Source organism: Pontibacter saemangeumensis (genome assembly GCF_039541895.1).
GTDB classification, from domain to species: Bacteria; Bacteroidota; Bacteroidia; order Cytophagales; family Hymenobacteraceae; genus Pontibacter; species Pontibacter saemangeumensis.
The window spans coordinates 316,611-336,591 of the sequence record NZ_BAABHC010000002.1 but is presented as its reverse complement, the minus strand read 5'-3'; the positions used below and the strand labels follow the sequence as shown (position 1 = coordinate 336,591).

At 53.2% G+C, this 19,981-nt stretch carries 17 protein-coding genes; 5 read left to right on the top strand and 12 right to left on the bottom strand.

Features of this window, described 5'->3' with window-relative positions:
- Positions 1-190 precede the first annotated feature (190 nt).
- The 3 genes from ABD920_RS02950 to ABD920_RS02940 all read right to left on the bottom strand — a co-directional run bounded on the left by ABD920_RS02950 (position 191) and on the right by ABD920_RS02940 (position 2,388).
- Positions 191-511 carry a 2Fe-2S iron-sulfur cluster-binding protein gene (locus ABD920_RS02950; protein ID WP_345156658.1) on the bottom strand — a complete coding sequence of 107 codons (321 nt, stop codon included), beginning with the start codon at positions 509-511 and terminating at the stop codon, positions 191-193.
- The gene (locus tag ABD920_RS02945) at positions 508-1,527 is read right to left on the bottom strand and encodes an NAD(P)/FAD-dependent oxidoreductase (protein WP_345156657.1); all 1,020 of its coding nucleotides are present in this window, start codon (positions 1,525-1,527) and stop codon (positions 508-510) included. The genes ABD920_RS02950 and ABD920_RS02945 overlap by 4 nt, the downstream gene beginning before the upstream one ends.
- 126 nt (positions 1,528-1,653) lie before the next feature.
- Positions 1,654-2,388, bottom strand: a complete 735-nt coding sequence (locus ABD920_RS02940; protein ID WP_345156656.1) for a DUF72 domain-containing protein — start codon at positions 2,386-2,388, stop codon at positions 1,654-1,656.
- A 165-nt stretch (positions 2,389-2,553) separates the two neighbouring features.
- On the opposite strand from ABD920_RS02940, the gene ABD920_RS02935 reads away from it, so the two are divergent.
- The 4 genes from ABD920_RS02935 (at position 2,554) to ABD920_RS02920 (ending at position 6,472) form a co-directional block, all read left to right on the top strand.
- Positions 2,554-3,225, top strand: coding sequence for a hypothetical protein (locus ABD920_RS02935; protein WP_345156654.1), 672 nt, complete (start codon positions 2,554-2,556; stop codon positions 3,223-3,225).
- A 139-nt stretch (positions 3,226-3,364) separates the two neighbouring features.
- Positions 3,365-4,243, top strand: coding sequence for a hypothetical protein (locus ABD920_RS02930; RefSeq protein WP_345156653.1), 879 nt, complete (start codon positions 3,365-3,367; stop codon positions 4,241-4,243).
- 463 nt (positions 4,244-4,706) lie between these two features.
- Positions 4,707-5,366, top strand: coding sequence for a response regulator transcription factor (locus ABD920_RS02925; protein WP_345156652.1), 660 nt, complete (start codon positions 4,707-4,709; stop codon positions 5,364-5,366).
- Between the two features lie 236 nt (positions 5,367-5,602).
- The gene (locus ABD920_RS02920; RefSeq protein ID WP_345156651.1) at positions 5,603-6,472 is read left to right on the top strand and encodes a pirin family protein; all 870 of its coding nucleotides are present in this window, start codon (positions 5,603-5,605) and stop codon (positions 6,470-6,472) included.
- An 8-nt stretch (positions 6,473-6,480) separates the two neighbouring features.
- Here ABD920_RS02920 and ABD920_RS02915 read toward each other — a convergent pair whose 3' ends face one another.
- Positions 6,481-6,882 carry a hypothetical protein gene (locus ABD920_RS02915; protein WP_345156650.1) on the bottom strand — a complete coding sequence of 134 codons (402 nt, stop codon included), beginning with the start codon at positions 6,880-6,882 and terminating at the stop codon, positions 6,481-6,483.
- A 289-nt stretch (positions 6,883-7,171) separates the two neighbouring features.
- Here ABD920_RS02915 and ABD920_RS02910 point away from each other — a divergent pair, with 289 nt between their 5' ends.
- Positions 7,172-7,741, top strand: coding sequence for a helix-turn-helix domain-containing protein (locus ABD920_RS02910; RefSeq protein WP_345156649.1), 570 nt, complete (start codon positions 7,172-7,174; stop codon positions 7,739-7,741).
- Positions 7,742-7,985: 244 nt separating this feature from the next.
- Here ABD920_RS02910 and ABD920_RS02905 read toward each other — a convergent pair whose 3' ends face one another.
- The 8 genes from ABD920_RS02905 to ABD920_RS02870 all read right to left on the bottom strand — a co-directional run bounded on the left by ABD920_RS02905 (position 7,986) and on the right by ABD920_RS02870 (position 19,706).
- Positions 7,986-9,356 carry an ammonium transporter gene (locus ABD920_RS02905; RefSeq protein ID WP_345156648.1) on the bottom strand — a complete coding sequence of 457 codons (1,371 nt, stop codon included), beginning with the start codon at positions 9,354-9,356 and terminating at the stop codon, positions 7,986-7,988.
- Between the two features lie 504 nt (positions 9,357-9,860).
- Complete coding sequence (locus ABD920_RS02900; RefSeq protein ID WP_345156647.1) at positions 9,861-11,396, bottom strand: S8 family peptidase; 1,536 nt, start codon at positions 11,394-11,396, stop codon at positions 9,861-9,863.
- 726 nt (positions 11,397-12,122) lie between these two features.
- A complete protein-coding gene (locus ABD920_RS02895; protein ID WP_345156646.1) occupies positions 12,123-13,535 on the bottom strand; it encodes a sugar MFS transporter in 1,413 nt (470 codons plus the stop codon).
- A 112-nt stretch (positions 13,536-13,647) separates the two neighbouring features.
- Positions 13,648-14,778, bottom strand: coding sequence for an aldose epimerase family protein (locus ABD920_RS02890; protein ID WP_345156645.1), 1,131 nt, complete (start codon positions 14,776-14,778; stop codon positions 13,648-13,650).
- A 306-nt stretch (positions 14,779-15,084) separates the two neighbouring features.
- The gene (locus ABD920_RS02885) at positions 15,085-16,353 is read right to left on the bottom strand and encodes a metal-dependent hydrolase family protein (protein ID WP_345156644.1); all 1,269 of its coding nucleotides are present in this window, start codon (positions 16,351-16,353) and stop codon (positions 15,085-15,087) included.
- 139 nt (positions 16,354-16,492) lie between these two features.
- A complete protein-coding gene (locus tag ABD920_RS02880; protein ID WP_345156643.1) occupies positions 16,493-16,852 on the bottom strand; it encodes an STAS domain-containing protein in 360 nt (119 codons plus the stop codon).
- Positions 16,853-16,884: 32 nt separating this feature from the next.
- Positions 16,885-17,232 carry an STAS domain-containing protein gene (locus ABD920_RS02875; protein ID WP_345156642.1) on the bottom strand — a complete coding sequence of 116 codons (348 nt, stop codon included), beginning with the start codon at positions 17,230-17,232 and terminating at the stop codon, positions 16,885-16,887.
- Between the two features lie 809 nt (positions 17,233-18,041).
- Complete coding sequence (locus ABD920_RS02870; RefSeq protein ID WP_345156641.1) at positions 18,042-19,706, bottom strand: M1 family metallopeptidase; 1,665 nt, start codon at positions 19,704-19,706, stop codon at positions 18,042-18,044.
- Positions 19,707-19,981: the final 275 nt, after the last annotated feature.

The window sequence follows — 19,981 nt, the reverse complement described above, 5'->3', positions numbered from 1 at the left end:
AATAGGTGGAAGATCATACTGGATGCAATATAAGAAAACAATGAGATTTATATATAATACTTACTTTTCCCCCCTTTAAATATGTTAAACCAGCGCCTTAAATAAAAAAACAGGCACTGCAACTGCAGTGCCTGTTTCATATATCAATGCTGATGATGTGCTGCAGGGGCAGCCTCTTTATCCTTTAAAATTAAGCCTCCGGCATGATGCGTACCACCAGCCCGTCCAGCTCCGGCTTTACGCGCAGCTGGCAGCTCAGGCGGCTGCTCTCCGTGGCGTGCGGCAGCGATTCCAGCATATAGGCTTCGTCGTCGCTCATCTCAGGCAATCCGCCGCTTTCCAGCACCTCCACGTGGCAGGTGGCGCAGATGGCCATGCCGCCACAAAGGGCCTGCACGTCAAACTCGTTAGCTTTCAGTACTTCCATCACCGAAAGGCCCATATCGGTGGGGGCCTCCAGTGGGATGCGCTCGCCGTCCTGCTCTACATATATGGTTATCGCGTCTGTCATAACGATTGCAGCTCCTGTATACCGTTTACGGTGGTGTATTTTAAAATGAATTTCTTGCCTGGGTTGAGGATGTTGTACGCGCTTTGCGCCATCAGGGCCGCCTCATGGAAACCGCACAGGATCAGCTTCAGCTTACCCGGGTAGGTGTTGATGTCGCCGATGGCGTACACGCCGGGTATGTTGGTGGAGTAATCCTCGGTGTTTACCACGATGGCGTTCTTGTCCAGCTCCAGTCCCCAGTTCTCAAGCGGGCCCAGCTTGGGCACGAGGCCGAACAGCGGGATGAAATAATCAGCCTCAATTTCATAGGGCGTGGTATTGTCCACCATCACCGTCACAGAACGCAGCTCGTCATCTCCCTGTACCTCCGTCACGTTCGACTTCAGGATAAGCTTAATATGATCCTCTTCCGCCATGCTGGTCACTTTGGCCGCAGACTCCGGTGCACCCCGGAACGTGGTGCCGCGGTGCACCAGCGTCAGTTCCTTGCAGAGGCTCGCCAGGTAGATCGCCCAGTCGAGGGCGGAGTCGCCTCCGCCAGCCAGCACCACGCGCTTGTCGCGGAACAGCTCGGGCTCGCGCACCATGTAGGTAACGCCACGGCCCTCGAACTTCTCCAGGTTCTCGATGGCGGGCTTGCGCGGCTCGAAAGAGCCCAGCCCACCGGCGATCACCACCACCTTACAGGCAATCTCTGTGCCGTCCACCGTCGTTACGGTAAAGGAGCCATCGTCCAGCTTCGCGAGATGCTCAACCCGCTCCCCCAGCGTAAAGGTGGGGTGGAAAGGGGCTATCTGCTGCTCCAGGTTCTTCACCAGGTCACCGGCCAGTATCTCAGGGTAGCCGGGAATATCATAGATGGGTTTTTTGGGGTATATCTCAGAAAGCTGCCCGCCTACGGCCGGCAGCGCGTCCACCACGTGACAGCGCATCTTCAGCAGGCCTGCCTCGAACACGGCAAACAATCCGACCGGGCCGGCGCCCACAATGCATATATCTGTTGTTATATTGGTCATTATTAATAATTTTTGTTGCTACAAATATTGGAGGCAAATTTACGACGCAACGCCCAGCTTACATAGGAAACCAGTGAATTTGTACTATGTTTTCAGACCGGGAAGATACAATTTCCGGCGTTTGCTTCAACTCTGTTCCTGCACCAGTTCCTGCAGCAGCCTGGCGTTGAAAGCGGCATACCCCTGCTGGTCGTTATCGAAGTATACATACACCGACAAACCCTGATTGCGCCATCCCAGACAGTTCGATGCCCACCAGCGCAGCGTGTCGTCGGTGTAGCTGCCCTGGTATTTACCCTCCGGACCGTGCAGCCGCACGTACACAAAATCGGCCGTTACCTCCATCGGCGACATATGCCATTCCAATTCATAAATACAAAAAGCAGCGTTAAAGTTTCGGAGCAGTTCCAGCACCTCCGGCGCATACCAGCTGTGGTGCCTAAACTCGAACGTGTAGCGGTAATAGGGGGGTAGCAGCTGCAGGAACTCACGCAGCCTGTCTGTATTCACCTGCCAGCCCGGCGGCAGCTGAAACAACACCGGGCCCAGTTTCTCCTGCAGGGCGTTGGCGTTTCCAAAGAAGCGGCCGATGCTCTCCTGCGGGTCCTTCAGCTTCTTCATGTGCGTGATATAGCGGCTGGCTTTTACGGCGAACAGGAAATCATCTGGTACGGAGGCGCGCCAGTTGGCGAAGGTCTCGGCTGATGGCAGCTTGTAAAATGAGTTGTTGATCTCTACCGTGCGGAAGAAGCGGGTGTAGTATTCTGTAAAGCCTTTCTGCTTGATCCCGGGCGGATAGAAGGTTCCCATCCAGTGTTTGTAATGCCAGCCTGAGGTGCCGATGTGTATCTGATGCTCCATGTGCTTTTGCTTGATTTACAGGTTAACTATACCTGTTTTCAGGGGCCAGAGTTCGTGCCTTCGGAAGTTCAGGAAGGTTCCGGCAGGCCATTCCAATTAACGTTGAGCGGAACATGCCTCCGGAACCTGCGTTAAAAAAAGGATTATTCATCAATATGAAAAGCTATGAACAGAGACAATAAGAACAGCAGCCGCCCGTATCGCAACCATTACGGCGACTTCGACGAGCACGGAAACCGGCGCACTAACCGCATGGGCGATGACAGAGGCAGTAGCGTCGACACCTATGACCGCAATCCGGAAAACAGACGAGACAGCAGCAACCAAAGCGGCTCGAACTACACCAGGGCCTATGGCGATTATAGCGGTGGCACCCGCTATGGTGAAGGAGGCAGCACCTATGGCGGCGGCTCGGCCTACGGGCATTCCAACTACGGTCCCCATCAGGAGTACGGTCCCCGCAACACAGCCGGCGACAGGAACCATTCGGACCAGGTAAGGCGCGGCTACGGCGATTACATCAGCCGCAACTACGGCAACCGTAGTGAATACAGCGATTTCATGCATTACAACTATGGACCCAGTTCCGCCGGCTACGGCGATGCACCCCGCGGTGACACTGGCCACGATAGGGGTTTCCGGGAATATGGCAACACAGGCTATGGCGCCACCGGCTACAACAACCGTGATGAGGACCGGGAACGCAGCGCCTATGGCCGCAGCAATTCCGGTGATACAGACAGGAACGATCGATCCTTCCGCGATCGCAACTTCGACTCCCGTAGCCGGGAGCAGGATGGGTCTCCCAACAGGAACCGCGCAGACCGCGACAGGTAGTTTACAAACTAAATTATAAGCATGAAAGGGCCGGCACATGATGCCGGCCCTTTCATGCTTATAACTGTTATAAAAAACCGATTAAAACCTGGCGCGTTTAAAAAGGCAGTGGATCATTTATATCTAATTATCAAACACTATGGAAAGAAACGACAGAAAGCACGATCATGAAGGCGGCTACGGCCACGAAAACCGGTATCCAAGCAACCGCAGCGGCCGAGAGTACGGAGACCTGAAACAGCAGTTCGAAAGGGAATACAGGGACAGCCACCGGGAGGCCAGGGACAGCGATAACTTTTACAGGGATTCCGGTTACGAGCGGGATGACGATAACAGCCGCTTCCGCAACTACCGAAGCCGGGATTACGACATGGAGCGGAACTACTACGAAAACACCCGCGGCGACCGCGGCACGCTGAGCGATGTACGCCAGGGGTATGGCATCTCAAGCTTTGGGGGAACCTCCGACCGCTATAACACGGCCAATGATATGCAGCGGGAGCGGAATGCGCAATTTGAGCAGGGGTACGGCACAGGCAGGATGAGCGGCTACAGCGGTTCCCGTTTCGGGGGTTCTAATTACAGTGCTACCGGCGACTTCGGCGGCTCCGCCGACTATGGGGCTATGAGCGGCAGCGGGGGCAACCAGGAAAATTACGTTTCCTCCTCAGGCTATGGTGGCGGCTTCCGCGATTCGGGGGTGCACTCAGACAGAGGCGTGCCGAACTACAGCACCCGAAGCTTCGGCGATGACTATGGTGCCGGCACAGGCAGTGCCTATGGCGGCGAAAACTATGGCGGCGGCACAGGCTATTCCGGCGGAAACAGGGGCGGTTCGTTCGGCAACAACACCTTCGGCAGCTCGTCCGGGAACTACGGCGGCTACGGTTCCATGGGTGGTGGCACATATGGCTCTGGCGGCTACGGCTCGTCGGATACCTTAAATTACGGCCGCTACGCCGCCAACGCAGACAGGGGCGGTTACAGACACAGCGATCCCAACCGGGATTTCGATTAGGAGCATTATTCCCATATATCCTGAAAGCGCCGGCTTCTCTTGAGAAGCCGGCGCTTTCAGGATATATGGGATTTGAAAGGGTAGGAGTTGTCTGAATTCTCCCCTTTTGCTAATGCGGGGATGTGCTTATCCAGCAACGCAACACAATAAAAAGGGAGCGGAAAGTGAATATACTTTGGAGATAAATACGTAAAATTATTGTTGTTTTTACGTAATGTGCTGTCAAGCATTGGCTTTGAAACACGATCTCTTTTTACCTTTAGGTATATAGAAATGGAGTGTTGATATGATCCGTTTCAGAAGGCGAATTGGCAATCATTAAAAGCTCAATACGCAGTAGTTTAGTGCAAACCCTAAACCAAATAAAACCTGGTTTGTTAAGGCACAAGGGCCAATGATGATAGAACAGATGTATTGGTTTCATTGCGTAGTTCGGGTGGAGATCGATCAATTTTGAGCATATATGATAAAGCTGGTTCTTACAGATGACCACAAACTTTTCAGAGAAGGCATAAAAGCCCTGCTGACGGAAGACGAGACAATAGAGATTGCAGGGGAGGCGGGCAGTGGAAACGAGCTGCTGACGCTGCTCGCCACGGTACCTGCCGACATGGTGCTGCTGGACATCAGCATGCCCGAAATGGATGGCCTGGAGACGATAAAACTGCTTCGGCAGCAGCACCCTTCCGTGAAGGTAATGGTGTTGTCGATGCTGGACAATGAATGGTATGTGCAGCAGATGCTGGAGGTTGGCGCTGCAGGGTACCTGCTGAAGAACATCAGCAAAGAAGAGCTCCGCGCCGCGATCAATATGGTGGCTTCGGGCATGCAGTACATCAGCCCAAACCTGACGATCGATTTCCTGCGCAAATCGAATGCCCCCGCGCCAGCTTTTACCTTAGACCAGGATAATAACAAAAAGCCGCACAAAGAACTTTCCAAGCGCGAGATGGAAGTCCTGAATCTGATATCCGAAGGCTTTACCAACGCGGAAATTTCCGAGAGGCTGTTCACCAGCAAGCGCACCATCGAAACGCATCGGCAGAACCTGCTGGAGAAGACGCAAACAAAAAACACCGCCGCCCTGATCAAGTTTGCCGTTTTGAATGGCATCATTTCCTGATAAGGGAGGTAAACTGCTTTTCGCGTGGCAGGCGAATCCTCACCCGAATCGAGGCATACCGGTATTCGTGATATAGAGGCTTTCAAACTTACGGCCCTACCCGCTGCGGCATATATCACTTTTAGATGCAGACTTGTTGCTAGTAGCTTTGTGGAAAGGGATCAAAGGAATGGCCTCATGTGCTACTAAAGAGCAGGCATTTGCGTAAATATCCATATACCAGACCGCTTGACACGATGAAAAACAGAACCGTGAGTCGCCTGTTATATGCCGACATAATGGATATGGGTGGGGTGCCCGTGCGGCAGCCTTTCCCGACGCAACAGGTAGAGCAGATAGATCCCTTCCTGCTGCTGCATCACCATAAAAGCCATTTACCCGAGGGCGCCTTACCGCACCGCTCAGGCGTAGGCCCACACCCGCACCGGGGATTTTCACCTGTCACGTTCGTGTACGAAGGCGGGGTGCATCACCGTGATTCGCGCGGCAACAACAGCGTTGTATATGCGGGCGGCACGCAATGGATGAATGCGGGTAGGGGCGTGGTGCACAGCGAAAGGCCCCCTGCCGATATACAGGAGCACGGCGGCGTGCAGGAGATCATCCAACTGTGGGTGAACCTGCCAAAGGCGCACAAAATGAACCAGCCGGAATACATACCTTTACAGGCTGAAGACACGCCTGTGCTGGAGCTGGAGGGCGGGCGCACAAAAGTGAGAGTGGTGGCCGGCGCGTTCGGAGAGGTGCAGGGGCCAATCAAAACGCTCACCCCGATACTGGCGCTGCGCATCGAGATGGAAGCCGGGGCTGCTTCCTCTTTCCCGATTCCGGAGCACTACAATGCTTTCATATACTTGCTGGATGGCACCATACACCTCGAGGGCTACGGGGAAGTGGAGGGGCACCACCTGGTGCTGCTGAAACAGGACGGTGAGGGCTGTACGATAGAAGCGAAAGCGCAGTCACGCCTGTTACTGCTTGCGGGCGAGCCGCTTCAGGAGACGGTTGTGTCTCATGGGCCGTTTGTCATGAACACGCAGAGCGAGATCCTACAGGCGATGCGGGATTATCAGCAGGGCAAAATGGGCGTGCTGATCGAGGATTGAGTGCCCGGTTATTCCATCTGAAGCCATGCCAGGGCAGCCTCCACCGAAGTGAACTGGGCCACCTCCACGCGGGCCTTTTGATCCTCGGTGATGTTTTGCAGCAGGTTCTCGAAGGAAATGTAATTGAATATGTCCTCCGTCAGGACCCCGGCCAGTTTCTGCAGGCCCGAGGAAACAAGGTATGGGGCAATTTCCCGCTTTATCCACTGCTGGTCAGCAAAGGGTACGTTGCTGAGCCGGCGGGAGTCAATCAGTAGATAAGAAGCCTTATTTTCTAAGACCACTTCTTTTATCAGCGCCACACCAGTGCGGTATTCCTCGCTGCTCACGTGCCGTAACCATTGCGCCTGGAGCAGCAGATCTTCCTCCTGGTAGTGCATGGAAAGGTATTCCTTTGTTTCGGAGGACATAATATAGATATCTTTGGCAGCGAATATAGGTATAAATGCTTGCTTCACCTGAACAGAATAACTCTGTTGCGCCATGTGCGGAAGAAGGCAGCGCCAGTCGCAGGGCTGTGATTCATCTGCAGGACTTTCGACAGCGTGTGTTAGTTTAACAGAACAAAAGTGTAAAGTTGTTCCGGTAAGTATCATTGATTATGTAAGAACCATTAATTTATGGTAGTATACAAGGGATGGGCGATATCATTTAACGTATAGCTTGCACTGGATTCTTTAATTTTGTACCATGTCTGATATGAGGTTATATATAAAGAATATGGTTTGCGACCGCTGCAAACGCGTGGTGGCAGAGGAACTGGATAAACTGGGCTACACGGTACTGCAGGTTGGGCTCGGTGAGGCGGACATAGCCTCGCCAGGCGGCGAAGTGGATCTGGAGCAGATACGGGAGGTAATGCAGGCCAACGGGTTTGAGCTGCTCGACGACCGCAAAACGAAGCTGATAGAGCAGGTGAAACTGGCGATAATTGCACTCGTGCACCAGGGGGAGGAAGCGGCGCTACATATAAATACCTCCGACTATATAGCAGAAAAAGTAGGAGTGGACTATCATTACCTCAGTACCCTTTTTTCCTCTTTTGAGGGCATCACCATCGAGAAATACCTGATTCTGCAGCGCATCGAGCGGGTAAAAGAACTGCTGGTATATAACGAACTCAGCCTGAAGGAGATTGCCTATATGCTGGGCTACAGCAGCGTGGCGCACCTGTCAAACCAGTTTAAGAAAGTAACCGGGCTCACGCCAAGCCACTTCAAGCAATTGAAAACAGAAAAGCGCAAAACCATCGATAAGGTGCAGGAATAACCTTCCCCATATCTACCTGTTGAAAGAGATCTGCTGCATGACCGCGTCTGGTTTTAGAATGCGTAATGGCAGAAGGTGATAAAGCATGCATCCTCCATTACACTTCACTGCTTGCAGGGTGAGAGGGCGGTGTGTTCAGTTTAAAAGCGGTTTTTGCCAATCATAAAGCAACCCACACCCGCGGGCAATGAAGCCGCAGATGTGGGTTGCTTTTAGGTATATATAGACTTTATATGTTTGGAAATCAGGATACTGCCAGATGCGTTTCCTGGTTCTCGGCCACTTCTGCTGTAGAGTCGTCCAAGCTTTCGTCATGCTGACTTAAGTCCAGACCCATAATTTCCTCCTGCTTTGTTACGCGCAGCGGCGAGATCATATCTGTTATTTTCAGTAATACCCAGGAACCGCAAAATGCGAAGACCGACACCCCTACCAGGGCAGCCAGGTGCACGAAGAACAGGGTTGTCTCCCCGAAGATCAGGCCGTTGCCTGTCTCGTTTGCCGGATTAATGGCCTGGCTTGCGAAAACGCCTGTCAGCAGCATCCCCACCATGCCGCCAACGCCATGGCAAGGGAATACGTCAAGCGTGTCGTCTAAGGTGGTGCGGGTGCGCCATTCCACGACCAGGTTGCTGACCACTGCGGCGATCACGCCAATGACCAGCGAATGGGGTATTGTAACAAAGCCTGCGGCGGGGGTTACGGCCACCAACCCGACCACGGCCCCGATGCAGGTGCCCATGACGGATGGCTTTCGTCCCTTCACGGCGTCAAAGAAGATCCAGGCAACTGCCGCGGCGGCAGAGGCGGTGATGGTGGTGGCCAGCGCCACAACCGCCAGCGGGTTAGCCCCCATCGCCGAACCGGCATTAAAGCCAAACCACCCGAACCACAGCAGGCCGGTGCCCAGCATCACGTAAGGGATGTGCGCGGGCTTATGGTTGCTGGTGTCGTGGCGCCGCTTTAAGAAGATGGCGGAAGCAAGCGCCGCCCATCCCGCCGACATGTGCACCACCGTGCCCCCGGCAAAATCAAGCACCCCAAATTTGAAAAGCAATCCGTCAGGGTGCCAGGTCATGTGCGCCAGCGGGGCATATATGAAGACGAAAAACAGCCCGATAAACACGGTATAGGATGTAAAGCGAATGCGCTCCGCAAAGGCCCCGGTAATAAGTGCCGGCGTGATGATGGCAAACTTTAACTGGAACATTGCGAAAAGCAGGAGCGGTATGGTAGGGGCCGCCGGCCAAGGGGCACCATCTATCACGCCCCGCATCATGAAGAAGGTGGCAGGGTTGCCTATGATGCCGCCAAAAGACTCACCGAAAGCCAGGCTGAACCCAAAGACAACCCAGATCACGGTAACAAAAGCCATGCAGATGAAGCTCTGAAGCATGGTGGAGAGCACATGCTTCCTGCGCACCATGCCGCCATAGAAAAAGGCCAGGCCGGGCGTCATAATCAGGACCAGCGCCGTGGCAGTAAGCATCCACGCCGTGTCCGCGCCGTTAATTTCTGAAGCGTTGGCTGCAGTGGGTACAGAGGGCATGACTAACGTGATGGCCACCACCAGCAACAGCAGTAAGAATGGTATTTTTGATAATCCTCTTGTCATCAGTAATAAGAAATTATATGAACATGGTGAATTTAAGGCGTAGTTTGTTGTGTTAATGATATAAATCGCTCAAATTTATTAAAAAACTGTTATTAATTTCAGGATTGGAGTGATAAAATTTTAAAAAATTCTACGCTCTATTGTTTCTTCTGCTGATGTAAACCGATCTAAATGAACTGGTTCAGGTCTTCTGAACTCTCTTTGCCGCCGCCGCCACAGGGCATTGATTCTGCTGAAGCCCGATTTTATATATAGCTTTGTAGGAGCTGAAAGCAACGGATTCCTTCGCTTTCTGTCTCTTATGGAGGAATTCAGAAAAGCAGGGGTACGCTATTTTTCCCTCCTATATAGGTAGTACAGGTAGAGCCGCAGCAGGAAACCTGTTGGTAAGAGTCATATGGATTTGGTGATGCATCCCGATTTATCAGCTTTTAAGGGATGAGCTATATATAAAAAGCCCCGGCAGGATATCCTGCCGGGGCTTTTGAATAGGGTATGAAATGCTTACTGTACTGCTGTGATCGCTTTGAAGGCGTTCACGCGGCCGTAGCCATAGTAAGGGTCGCGGCCAGGCTTGCCTAAATCATCAGCCGAGGCACGCAGTGCTGCTTTCACTTTTGCTGGGTCCATTTCGCCACCATTCTGCCCGATGATCAGCGCCGCCACACCCGTTGCGTGCGGTGCTGCCATGCTCGTTCCAACAGACCAGTAGTAAGATGACTTAGCCGGATTCGGGTTGTTTCCGGCACTGAATACATAGTCAAACACAAACACGTATTGTGTGATTCCGCCTATCCTGGCGATTTCTTCACCTGCATACTGGTAGTCACCGCCTGGGGCGGCAAAATCCACATCAGACGTACCGTAGTTGGAGTAAGATGCCATGAAGTCGAGGTTCGCAGTCGTTGGGTTGAGTGCCCAGCCCTGCGGTGCGGTTGCGGAGATCGAAATCACATTGGGAGCGCCAGAAGGGATGTGCGCCAAAGACTGGTCTTTGTTGCCGTTGTTGGCATCGTTACCTGCCGACGCGATAACGGTAACGCCCTGCTGCGTGGCATAGGTCGTTACTTTGCTGATCGCGTTGATCAGTTCCTGCGTGGCTTTCGTGTCGCTCACAATAAAGTCATCGGAGGTATCCTCCGGTGTGCCGTTGTCATCCAGGTACTTGCCGTTCCGGGGAAGCGCCGCGCCTAAGCTCATGTTGATCACATCGGCACCCTCGTTTACAGCGTGCACGATGCCCTGCAGCATCCAGGAGAAAGAACCGGAACCGGAATCCCGCAGCACCTTCACCAGGATCAGCTCCGCCTCTGGGGCCACGCCGATAATGCCGGCACCGTTGTCAGCTGCGCCGATCGTGCCTGCCGTGTGGGTGCCGTGGCTGCCCACGCCAGGGAGGGCGTACTGTAGCGCCTCGTCAGGGACAAAGCTTCTGCTCGACTTAAGATCGATGTTCGGGGCAAGGTCCTGGTGGTCTAGGTCGAAACCGCTGTCCAGAACTGCGATGCGCACTCCCTGGCCGCGGGCACCCGCGTTCCAGGCCTCCGGCGCGTTCACCGCGTCATGGCCCCACTGCAGGTCAAAGTATTTGTCGTCGTCGCCGCTGGCAGGAGGGTTTCCGTACGCCTCGGCATCAAACGCCACAATCTTCTCGTCTGAGGGGTTAAACCACTGCACATCGAGGTCTCGGATCACAGCGCTCACGCCTTGTATCTTTCCGGCCCTGGCTGCAAAATCAGGATCTGAGGAAGTAACCGTGGCAATACCGGCTTCTGCCAGCAGACCCGTCACGTTGCCCTTCAATGTTTTTACCTGACTTTCCAGGTCAGCGGGAAGGGCGGCACCAGAGGCAAGCAGGATGTAATGGCCTGACTTAAGCCTTACGGAGGGGTTCACGGAGCCATCGAGGACAGCGCTCGTTGCAGCACCCGCATGCAGGCTTTCGTTAGGCGTTGCCTGCTCTGTTTCGGGGGTACAGCCAAAGGCCAGTGCCGCGGCAAGAACAGAATAAGTAAAACGTTTGGTAAAAGTTGTGAACATAGCGAACTGAAAGTTTAATTGAGAAAATTATGAGAAATATGGTGTAAGTTCGGTGAAGCAAGTGTGTAAAGTGCAAAACCGTGGCACAGAACATCTCTTGTACTTTTTTCGTCATTAAAGTTAATGATTCCTAAATGGGAAACACCATGCATAAAGTTCATTTTTTTACGTTAATTCTTAAGATGGTTAAATTTGAACGATTTACCGCTTTTAGAAAGGAAGTAGAAAAAAAAGCATTCTATTTTTGACACTACAATCCTGCTACACTCTATATATAAAGCACCGAAAAATTGTACTGCTTTATAATTTCATAACACCAGATGATTATAACATACAGCATTGTATATCAAAGGATAATACTGTTTTTAAAGATCCTTAGAAAAAGAACACGAACTGGATGTATATATAAATCATTTGGCTAGTCCATGAAAGCAAAGCGACGTTCACTGGTATGCAGTCCGATTAAAGGCGACTCAACTGTAGAAGCAAAGAAAGTACAAGCGGCAGATCACTCTCCATATCAGCTGGTTCACTTGTATTACATATAACCTCTCTACATCTTCCCCTCCAGGTTGGGGCAGGGGTGGCTGCTGTAGAGCAGCTTCGTGCGCAGTATGCAGTAGCCAGCGGTATCAAATAGTTTTACATTGCCCCTCATTGAAAGAGGCCGCCCCGTAGCAAACCGGGCGGCCTCTTTTATATGTTTTTATGGTGTGGAGTAAGAGTCTAAGCGGAGACCTGCTTTATTCGTGATCCTAAAAAGCCATAGTAGACGATATAGGCATAGCACACCATCGGCACCAGGAAAGACAGTTGGAGGCTGCCGGAGGCATCAGCCACCCAGCCCTGCAGCGGAGGGATAATCGCGCCGCCCACAATGGCCATCACCAGCAGCGACGAGGCCTGGCTGGTATGGATCCCAAGCCCTTCAATCGCCAGCGTGAAGATGGTCGGGAACATGATGGAGTTGAACAGGCCAATGGCGATAACAGACCACATGGCCACGGAACCTTCGGCAAATGTGGTGAAAAGAAGGAGAACGAGCACAGTAGTAGCGAAGAAGCCCAGTGTCCTGCCTGGCAGGAAACGGCCCAGCAGCAGCACCACGAAGTTCAGGGCGATGAGGCCGAGCGCGATCAGTGCCTCGTCCAGGCCATAGATGCTGTAGAGCAGCGCAAAGGCAACGGCGGCAATCACCCCGATGATCACATACTTTCTGCTGTTATGGCGGAACTGCGCCAATGCCACCGCACCGAAGAACCTGCCCACCATGGCCCCGCCCCAGTAAAAAGCGAGGAAATGGCCCGCCTCTGTCTCCTCCAGCCCTGCAATCTCCGGCAGCCTGAAAAAGTTGATGAGCGCGCTGCCAATGGACACCTCGCCGCCCACATACATGAAGATGCACACAATGCCCAGCACCAGGTGGCGGTACTTCAGCGCCCCGGCATCCGGTGCCAGTTGCTCTTCCTCGCTCTGGATGCGCGGGAGATTTGATACTTTAATGAGAACGGCAATGGCCAGCAGCGTGGCGGCGAGGCCCAGGTAAGGCAGCTTCACGGAGTCCGCAGAGCCAGTTTGCACTGCGTCAACCCCCTCGAAAATCAGGTAGCCGCCAATGATCGGTGCCACCGTGGTGCCCAGCGAGTTGAGGGCCTGTGTCATGTTCAAACGGCTGGCGGCTCCCTCAGGCGGGCCGAGAATGGCCACATAGGGATTCGCCGCGATCTGCAGGATGGTGATGCCGGAAGCGAGGATAAAGAGCGCCAGCAAAAAGAACGCATAGCTCAGCAGGCTGGCCGCCGGGTAAAACATGGCGCAGCCGACGGCCGCAACCACCAACCCCACGATAATGCCGTTCTTGTAACCGATCTTCTGGATCGGGTCGCCTTTGGTGATCGAAAAAACAAAGTACAGGAGCGAGATAATGAAGTAGGCCCCGAAAAAAGCGGTCTGGATGAGCATCGCCTGCCAGAGTTGCAGCGTGAACACCTGCTGTAGCTTTGGGATCAGGATGTCGTTCATACACGTGATAAAGCCCCACATAAAGAAGAGGAGGGTCACGGTAACCAAAGGGCCACGGTAGTTGCGCGATGGCGCAGCTGTGTATTCCTTTTGTGCTTGCTGAGAAATTCCGGCCATAAAAAATTAAGATAGATGTGAATGCGTAAGTAATGTGGTTGTTATTGCTGCATATGGCATATATGGCCCGGCAGGCAGTTTGATGCGGTGGTTGCCAGGCACCCCGTGCGTATTATTCGTTGCTTTGCCGCACTGAAAATTTATACAGCGTTGACTCTTTGTACGTTTCCCCCGGCTGCAATACCGTGGTCGGAAAGCTTTCCTGGTTAGGGGAGTCGGGGAAGTGCTGCGTTTCGAGGCAAAGTGCATAGTGGCGGGTATACTGCTCACCGTTTCTGCCTGTCAGTGAGCCGTCGAGGAAGTTGCCGGTGTAGAGCTGGATGCCAGGCTGCGTGGTATATACCTGCAGCACCCTGCCCGACCCGGGCTCATATACGGTTGCCGCCAGCGTCATACCCTCACTTCCGCCATTCAGCACGTAGTTGTGGTCATAGCCGCCTCCGGGTATCTGGTTGATGTATTCACCGAGCGGCGTCGGCTCCGTGAGGTCAAAGGGAGTGCCTTCTACACTGGCAAGCTCGCCTGTAGGAATCAGCTGTTCGTTTACTGGCGTGTATCTGTTGGCGTTTAGCTGCACCACGTGGCCATATATGGCTTTCACCTTTCCTGCAGAGAGGTTAAAGTAGCTGTGGTTGGTCAGGTTTACCGGCGTGGCCTTGTCAGTGGTGGCCATATAGTCTATTTTCAGGCCGTTGTCCGGAGTCAGAGTATAAGTGATGGTGGTGGTCAGGTTGCCAGGGTAACCCTCTTCCCCGTCGATGCTGACATAGGTAAGCTTGAGCGCATTTTGCTGGGGGAGTTCTTCCACATGCCATATCTTTTTGTCGAAGCCGGTGTCGCCGCCGTGCAGGTGGTTTGCCCCGTCGTTGGTCGCCAGTGTATATGTCTCGCCTGCCAGCGCAAAGCGGCCACCGGCTATACGGTTGGCATAGCGCCCGATGGCCGCGCCTATATAGGGCTGTTTCTGTGTATAGCCGCCTAAGCTGTCAAAGCCCAGCACCACATCGCCCATCTCCCCGTCTTTGTCCGGCGTCACGATAGACGTGACAATAGCCCCGTAATTGGATACTGTAACAGAAACGCCGTTTTTATTTGAGAGCGTATACAGCATGGCCTCCTGGCCATCCGGGGTAGAGCCGAAGGGTGCCTTGTCCAGCTGCATGGCAGCACCCGTGGCAGTAGGGTCAGACGCTTCCTGCTCACCCTCAAGGCCGGCGCAGCCGGCTAAACTGCTGACAAACATGGCAGTGACTACGATGTATGTGCAGAAAGCGGGGCGAAAGGATAGCTTCCTCAGACGCATAAGGCTGTTAGATAAATTTTTCGGACTTCAAGATAAAATCTTTAATCTACAAATACCAACACGCCCCTTTAAAGCGGGGATTATATTTGAACAACTGTGGGTATATAGCTCCCTGTCATCCTTATTTCAACACTGCCGCTCCGGATACATAGAGTCATGTTTAAATGAATGAATACTGAAATACGGGATATGTAGCATAGGGAATCAGTTGTTTAATAGTGGTGTATGGAATTGAAACAACAATAGCTACCTCCTGTAAATCTCCCCGTCTCTCATCACCAGCGTAACGTTCCTTACGGAGGCGATGTCCTGGGTGGGGTCACCTTCAACAGCAATGATGTCTGCCAGCAGGCCGGGTTTAATGCGGCCCACGGCATCACCGATTTTGAACGCATCTGCGTTCACGGAGGTGGCTGCCTGCAGCACCTGCAGCGGCTTCATCCCATAGGCTGCCATCATTTCCATTTCGCGGGCATTGTCGCCGTGCGGGAAAACACCCACATCACCATCCATCAGGATCGTGACGCCGGCATCTAGCGCTGCTTTGAAGTTTTTACGCTTTTCCTGCAGATGTTCGGGCTCTGGCAGCACTCCCTTCCGCCACCCGCGGTATTGCGCCAGAGCATCTCCTGCGGCAAGGGTAGGGCAGAGGGCAATGTTGTGCTTTTTCATCAGACGGTATGTAGCTGGAGTCGCCCCGTCGCCTTGCTCTATCGTGGATACGCCGGCTGCAATGGCACGACGCATGCCCTCCGGGGTGGAAGCATGCGCGACCACCGGGCGACCTGCGGCGCCTGCCACTTCCACAATTTTCCTTAGCTCTTCTATGGTAAATGTCGGGGCTGCCGCACCATTTGCTCCCCAGCGGTAATCAGCGTATACTTTAATCAGGTCGGCTCCTTTGCCAAGCTGCGTTCTCACTTCCCTTGTCAATCCTTCTAGTCCATCCGCCACCGCAGCCCCGATCGGCGTCTCCAGCTCATAGCTCAACTCCTTGGGCCCGTAGCTTCCAGAGGCCACAATGGCCCTGGTGGCGATGAGCATGCGCGGTCCCGGCACTACGCCCTTGGCAATAGCCTGTCTTAACCCGACATCGTCGTAGCCTGCACCCTCCGTGCCGAGGTCACGCACCGTAGTAAAGCCGGCCAGCAGCGTGTTGCGTGCATGCACCGTTGCCCGGGCCACGCGCTCCACCCGCGACTCTTTCAGCACCTGGTCGTTCCAAGGCGTCTCGTTATAGGGGTGCAGAAACAGGTGGCTGTGTCCTTCAATCAGGCCCGGCAGCAGGGTCTGGCCGCGCAATTCGACCACCTCGGCAGATCGCGGTGCATCTGTGGTGGGCCCTACAGCCTCTATACGGTTGTTTTTGATCAGCACCTGCCAGTCAGTGTGCATTTCCTCGCCGTCAAAGACACGGTCTGGTTTCAGGAGGTAGTAGGAATCCGGGGTTTGCGCGAAAAGTAAGTGGCTGGAGAAAAGGCTAAAAAGAAGAAACAGCAGTTTGAGGCGGTGCATGTAATTCAGGGTGGTGTCAGATCTGCCGAAACCACCAAATTATGCCGATAATGCAGCAAAAGGTTACTTTAAGACAGGTTTGATGCACCCATGCAGCTCAGGGTATGATAGATAGGATGCTCAATGCACAGATGGCCTGCTATACGCGGCGGGAAGCGGTCGCAAAGGCCATGGCTTCTTCTTTGGTCACTGTCACGTTCAGGACCTTGTCCATGCCCAGAACCTCGAATACGTTTTTGATTTTAGGGGGCATGCTGAAGAGTGTGAGACAGGTCTGGTTCAGCATGCTGAGATGATAAACGGAGAGGAGAACCCCGATGCCGGCAGAGGAGATATAGGATAACTGGCTGCAATCGATCAACAGGTTTTCAGCCCCGGATTCAACAGTGCTCTCCAGCACAGTGCTTGCCATTACGGCGGAGTGGGCGTCCAGTTCTCCTTTCAGGCTGACAATGGTGCCACCCTCGATGGGCAGAATATCTGTGCTAAAATGTCTCAAGGAAGAATTCATACGCTTCAAAATTGAATAAACTATGATGAATGTTTCCTGCAGTAGAAGTAAGCCTCTTGCAAGCCCTGAACAATACGTAATACGCTATTCAGACCTGTTTTGTCGATAATTTCCTGGATTTTAGGCTGTACCCCGTAAAATAGAAGGTTGATGCCCGCCACCTCGGCGGCGCTGGTCTGGGAGAGCACTTCACGCAAAGCGCCCGTTGTGACAGCCGTTAAACGTTCGCAGTCCACCAGCACGTTGCTGATGCCGGCTGCCTTTGCTGCTGCAATAGCTTGCTTCAGCTGGCGACAATCCTCCACATCAAAACAGCCGTTCGCAGTTATAAAAAAACAATCCTGAACCTCCTGCACAGTTACAGCCATCGTCTAGCCTCTGCTTAAAGACCCATAATAAAGAATAATATTGTAAAAAGCTAAAATTCAGGAATATAGAGGTTGTCTGTAGGTTGTTTCTGATCGTCTGGAGTTATGGTTAAGCCGACAGAAGGTGCGAGAGCAGGTTGGGCTGAAGGATGTACGATAGGGTGAGGCCACCTCAAGCACCCATCATCGGCGGCCCACCCTACGTACTGAGCTTGTAAGTTGCAAAGTGCATGAAGCGATACCGAAGAGAGGTTTTAACCAACCTAAAAAACCGTTCCGACGGTACCTTGCTACGTACAATATGCTTGTACGGCCCATACGGAAGACTGCTGTCATATTAGACAAAAGTGGTTACTTATTCAGCGCAAATACCATTTAATGCTGGATAATAAGTATATATACGCGAGGCTATGTGACCGCCGTGTTGAGACTTGCCGGTTGGATCTATAGCACACCTTCACAACACCTGTTGCGGAACAGCACTTCCTGGGGAAAGGGAGGTGGGAGTGGCGTAAGAGCGCAAGGAAAAGAAAAACCGTTCATCCTCCTTAGCAGCTGGACGAACGGCTCACAATACCCTTTAAATTACCAACATCCTTAAAGAGGCATAGAATGAGATACAGGTGATTATATATTTGAAGGTCAATTTCTTAACCAAACATGCATGATTCCATGCGGGCGTTATGAATTACACATACCACTCGCACCTGCATCCTGCGCGCACAATTGTTCTACAGAACCCACCCTTCCGGGGAGAGGAGTCTGCCGACAGGTTATACGGAACGCGCATGAACCACCGGATATGGGTATCAGATCGAGTTTACTTTTGCGGCGGTTACGTAAAAATTGGGATCTACTTCCAGCCTGGCTTTACTGGAGGCGACTTTCATTTCCTGCCAGTTAGTGCTGGGCTCCAGCCATTTCTCTTTGCCATCTACCGTCACCTTCACGGGCATTGCAAAATCGGCGACGCTGTTGCTCCAGCGGTACATGATCTTCTTCCCATCCGCGTGGTATTCCAGTTTGGGAATTCTGACGTCGCGCAGGTACTGGTCAAAGAAAGGCTTCAGATCCCGGCCGGTGTGCTCGCTCAGGTAATCCTCTATCTCGGCGGTGGTGACGGTCTGGTGGTAGAAATCTTTGTTGAGCCCGCGCAGGATGCCGCGCCACTTCTCATCGTCGTTCACGATCTGGCGCAGGGTGTGCAGCATGTTCGCTCCCTTGTAGTACATGTCGCCGGAACCGGTATGGTTCACGTTATAAGGACCAATAATAGGGCGGTCGTTTTGGATGTGGGCGCGCTGCCCGATCACATATTCGGCCGCTGCCTCCTTGCCATAATGATAGTCCACGAAAAGGTTCTCGGAGTAGGTGGTGAAGCTTTCGTGTATCCACATGTCCGCATAGTCTTTATAGGTGATGTTGTTGGCAAACCATTCGTGCCCCGATTCATGGATGATGATATAGTCGAATTTCCTGCCCCAGCCTGACCCGCTCAGGTCGTGGCCCCGGTAGCCGTTCTGGTAGCCGTTGCCATAGGTGACAGCGCTCTGGTGCTCCATACCCAGGTACGGCACCTCCACCAGTTTGTAGCCATCCTCATAAAAGGGGTAGGGGCCAAACCAATGCTCAAAAGCCTGCAGCATACGCCCCACATCCTTAAACTGCTTTTTTGCCTTGTCGAGGTTGCCGCGCAGTACATAGTAGTCGCAGTCTAAGGGGCCTTTCTCGCCCGGGTATTTTTCGGAGAAGTGGGTATAATCGGCCACACTCACGTTCACGCCATAATTGTTGATGGGGTTGCTCACAAACCAGTGGTAGGTGCTGGAGCCGTCCGGGTGCCGGTCCACGCGGCGCAGGCGCCCGTTCGACACATCCATCAACCCCTTGGGCACCTGCACGCTGATGAGCATGCTGTCGGGCTCATCATACATATGGTCTTTGCAGGGCCACCACAGGCTGGCGCCGTCACCCTGGTTCGAGTTCGCCACGAACGGCTTCCCGTTTGCGTCATAGCGCCAGGTGATGCCCCCGCTCCACGGCGGGTTCTCGCTCACCTGCGGCTTGCCGCCATAGTACACCTGCACCTTGTTCACTGCGCCCGGCTGCTGCGGCTCCGTGAGTTGTACGAAATAAGCATTCCCGTCCTGCTGCACCGACAGTTCCTTTCCGTTCTGCACCACTTTCTCCATCCGCATGGGGGCCTGCAGGTCAATTTGCATCCGCTGCTGCGGCTCCAGCACTTCGTACTGAATAGTGTTTACTCCCCGTATGGTGCTGTCAGCCGGATTCACGGCAATGTCAAGGTGATAATAGGAGAGATCCCACCAGGCGCGCTCCGGCGTAATGCTGCCCCGCAGCGTGTCCTGTCGGGTGAAGGCAGGAGCCTGCGCGTGTGCCTGCGCTGTAACCAAACTCAAAACTGCCCCTAAAAGCAAGCGGACGAGCGCAGTTGTAGAAAATTTCTTCTTCATGATGCTTGATGTGCAGCCACTGTCGGTAAATTTAAATAGAGGCAGGCTCCTGTGGCGGGAAGCGATGCAGGCCCGAAATTATGCTTTTGCAAGGGTTATGCCAAACAGGAGTACAAGTCAGACCTGGACAATAGGCTATATATAAAGCGTGGACAATAAAAGCAGTAGGTTGCTCCTGTGTCGATTACTGAATTCTCCCGAAGCATTGGTTGTTGAACAGGTGTATATATGGCAATCCTGGCAAAGCTTCTTCGGATGGATTGGCTATGGAAATG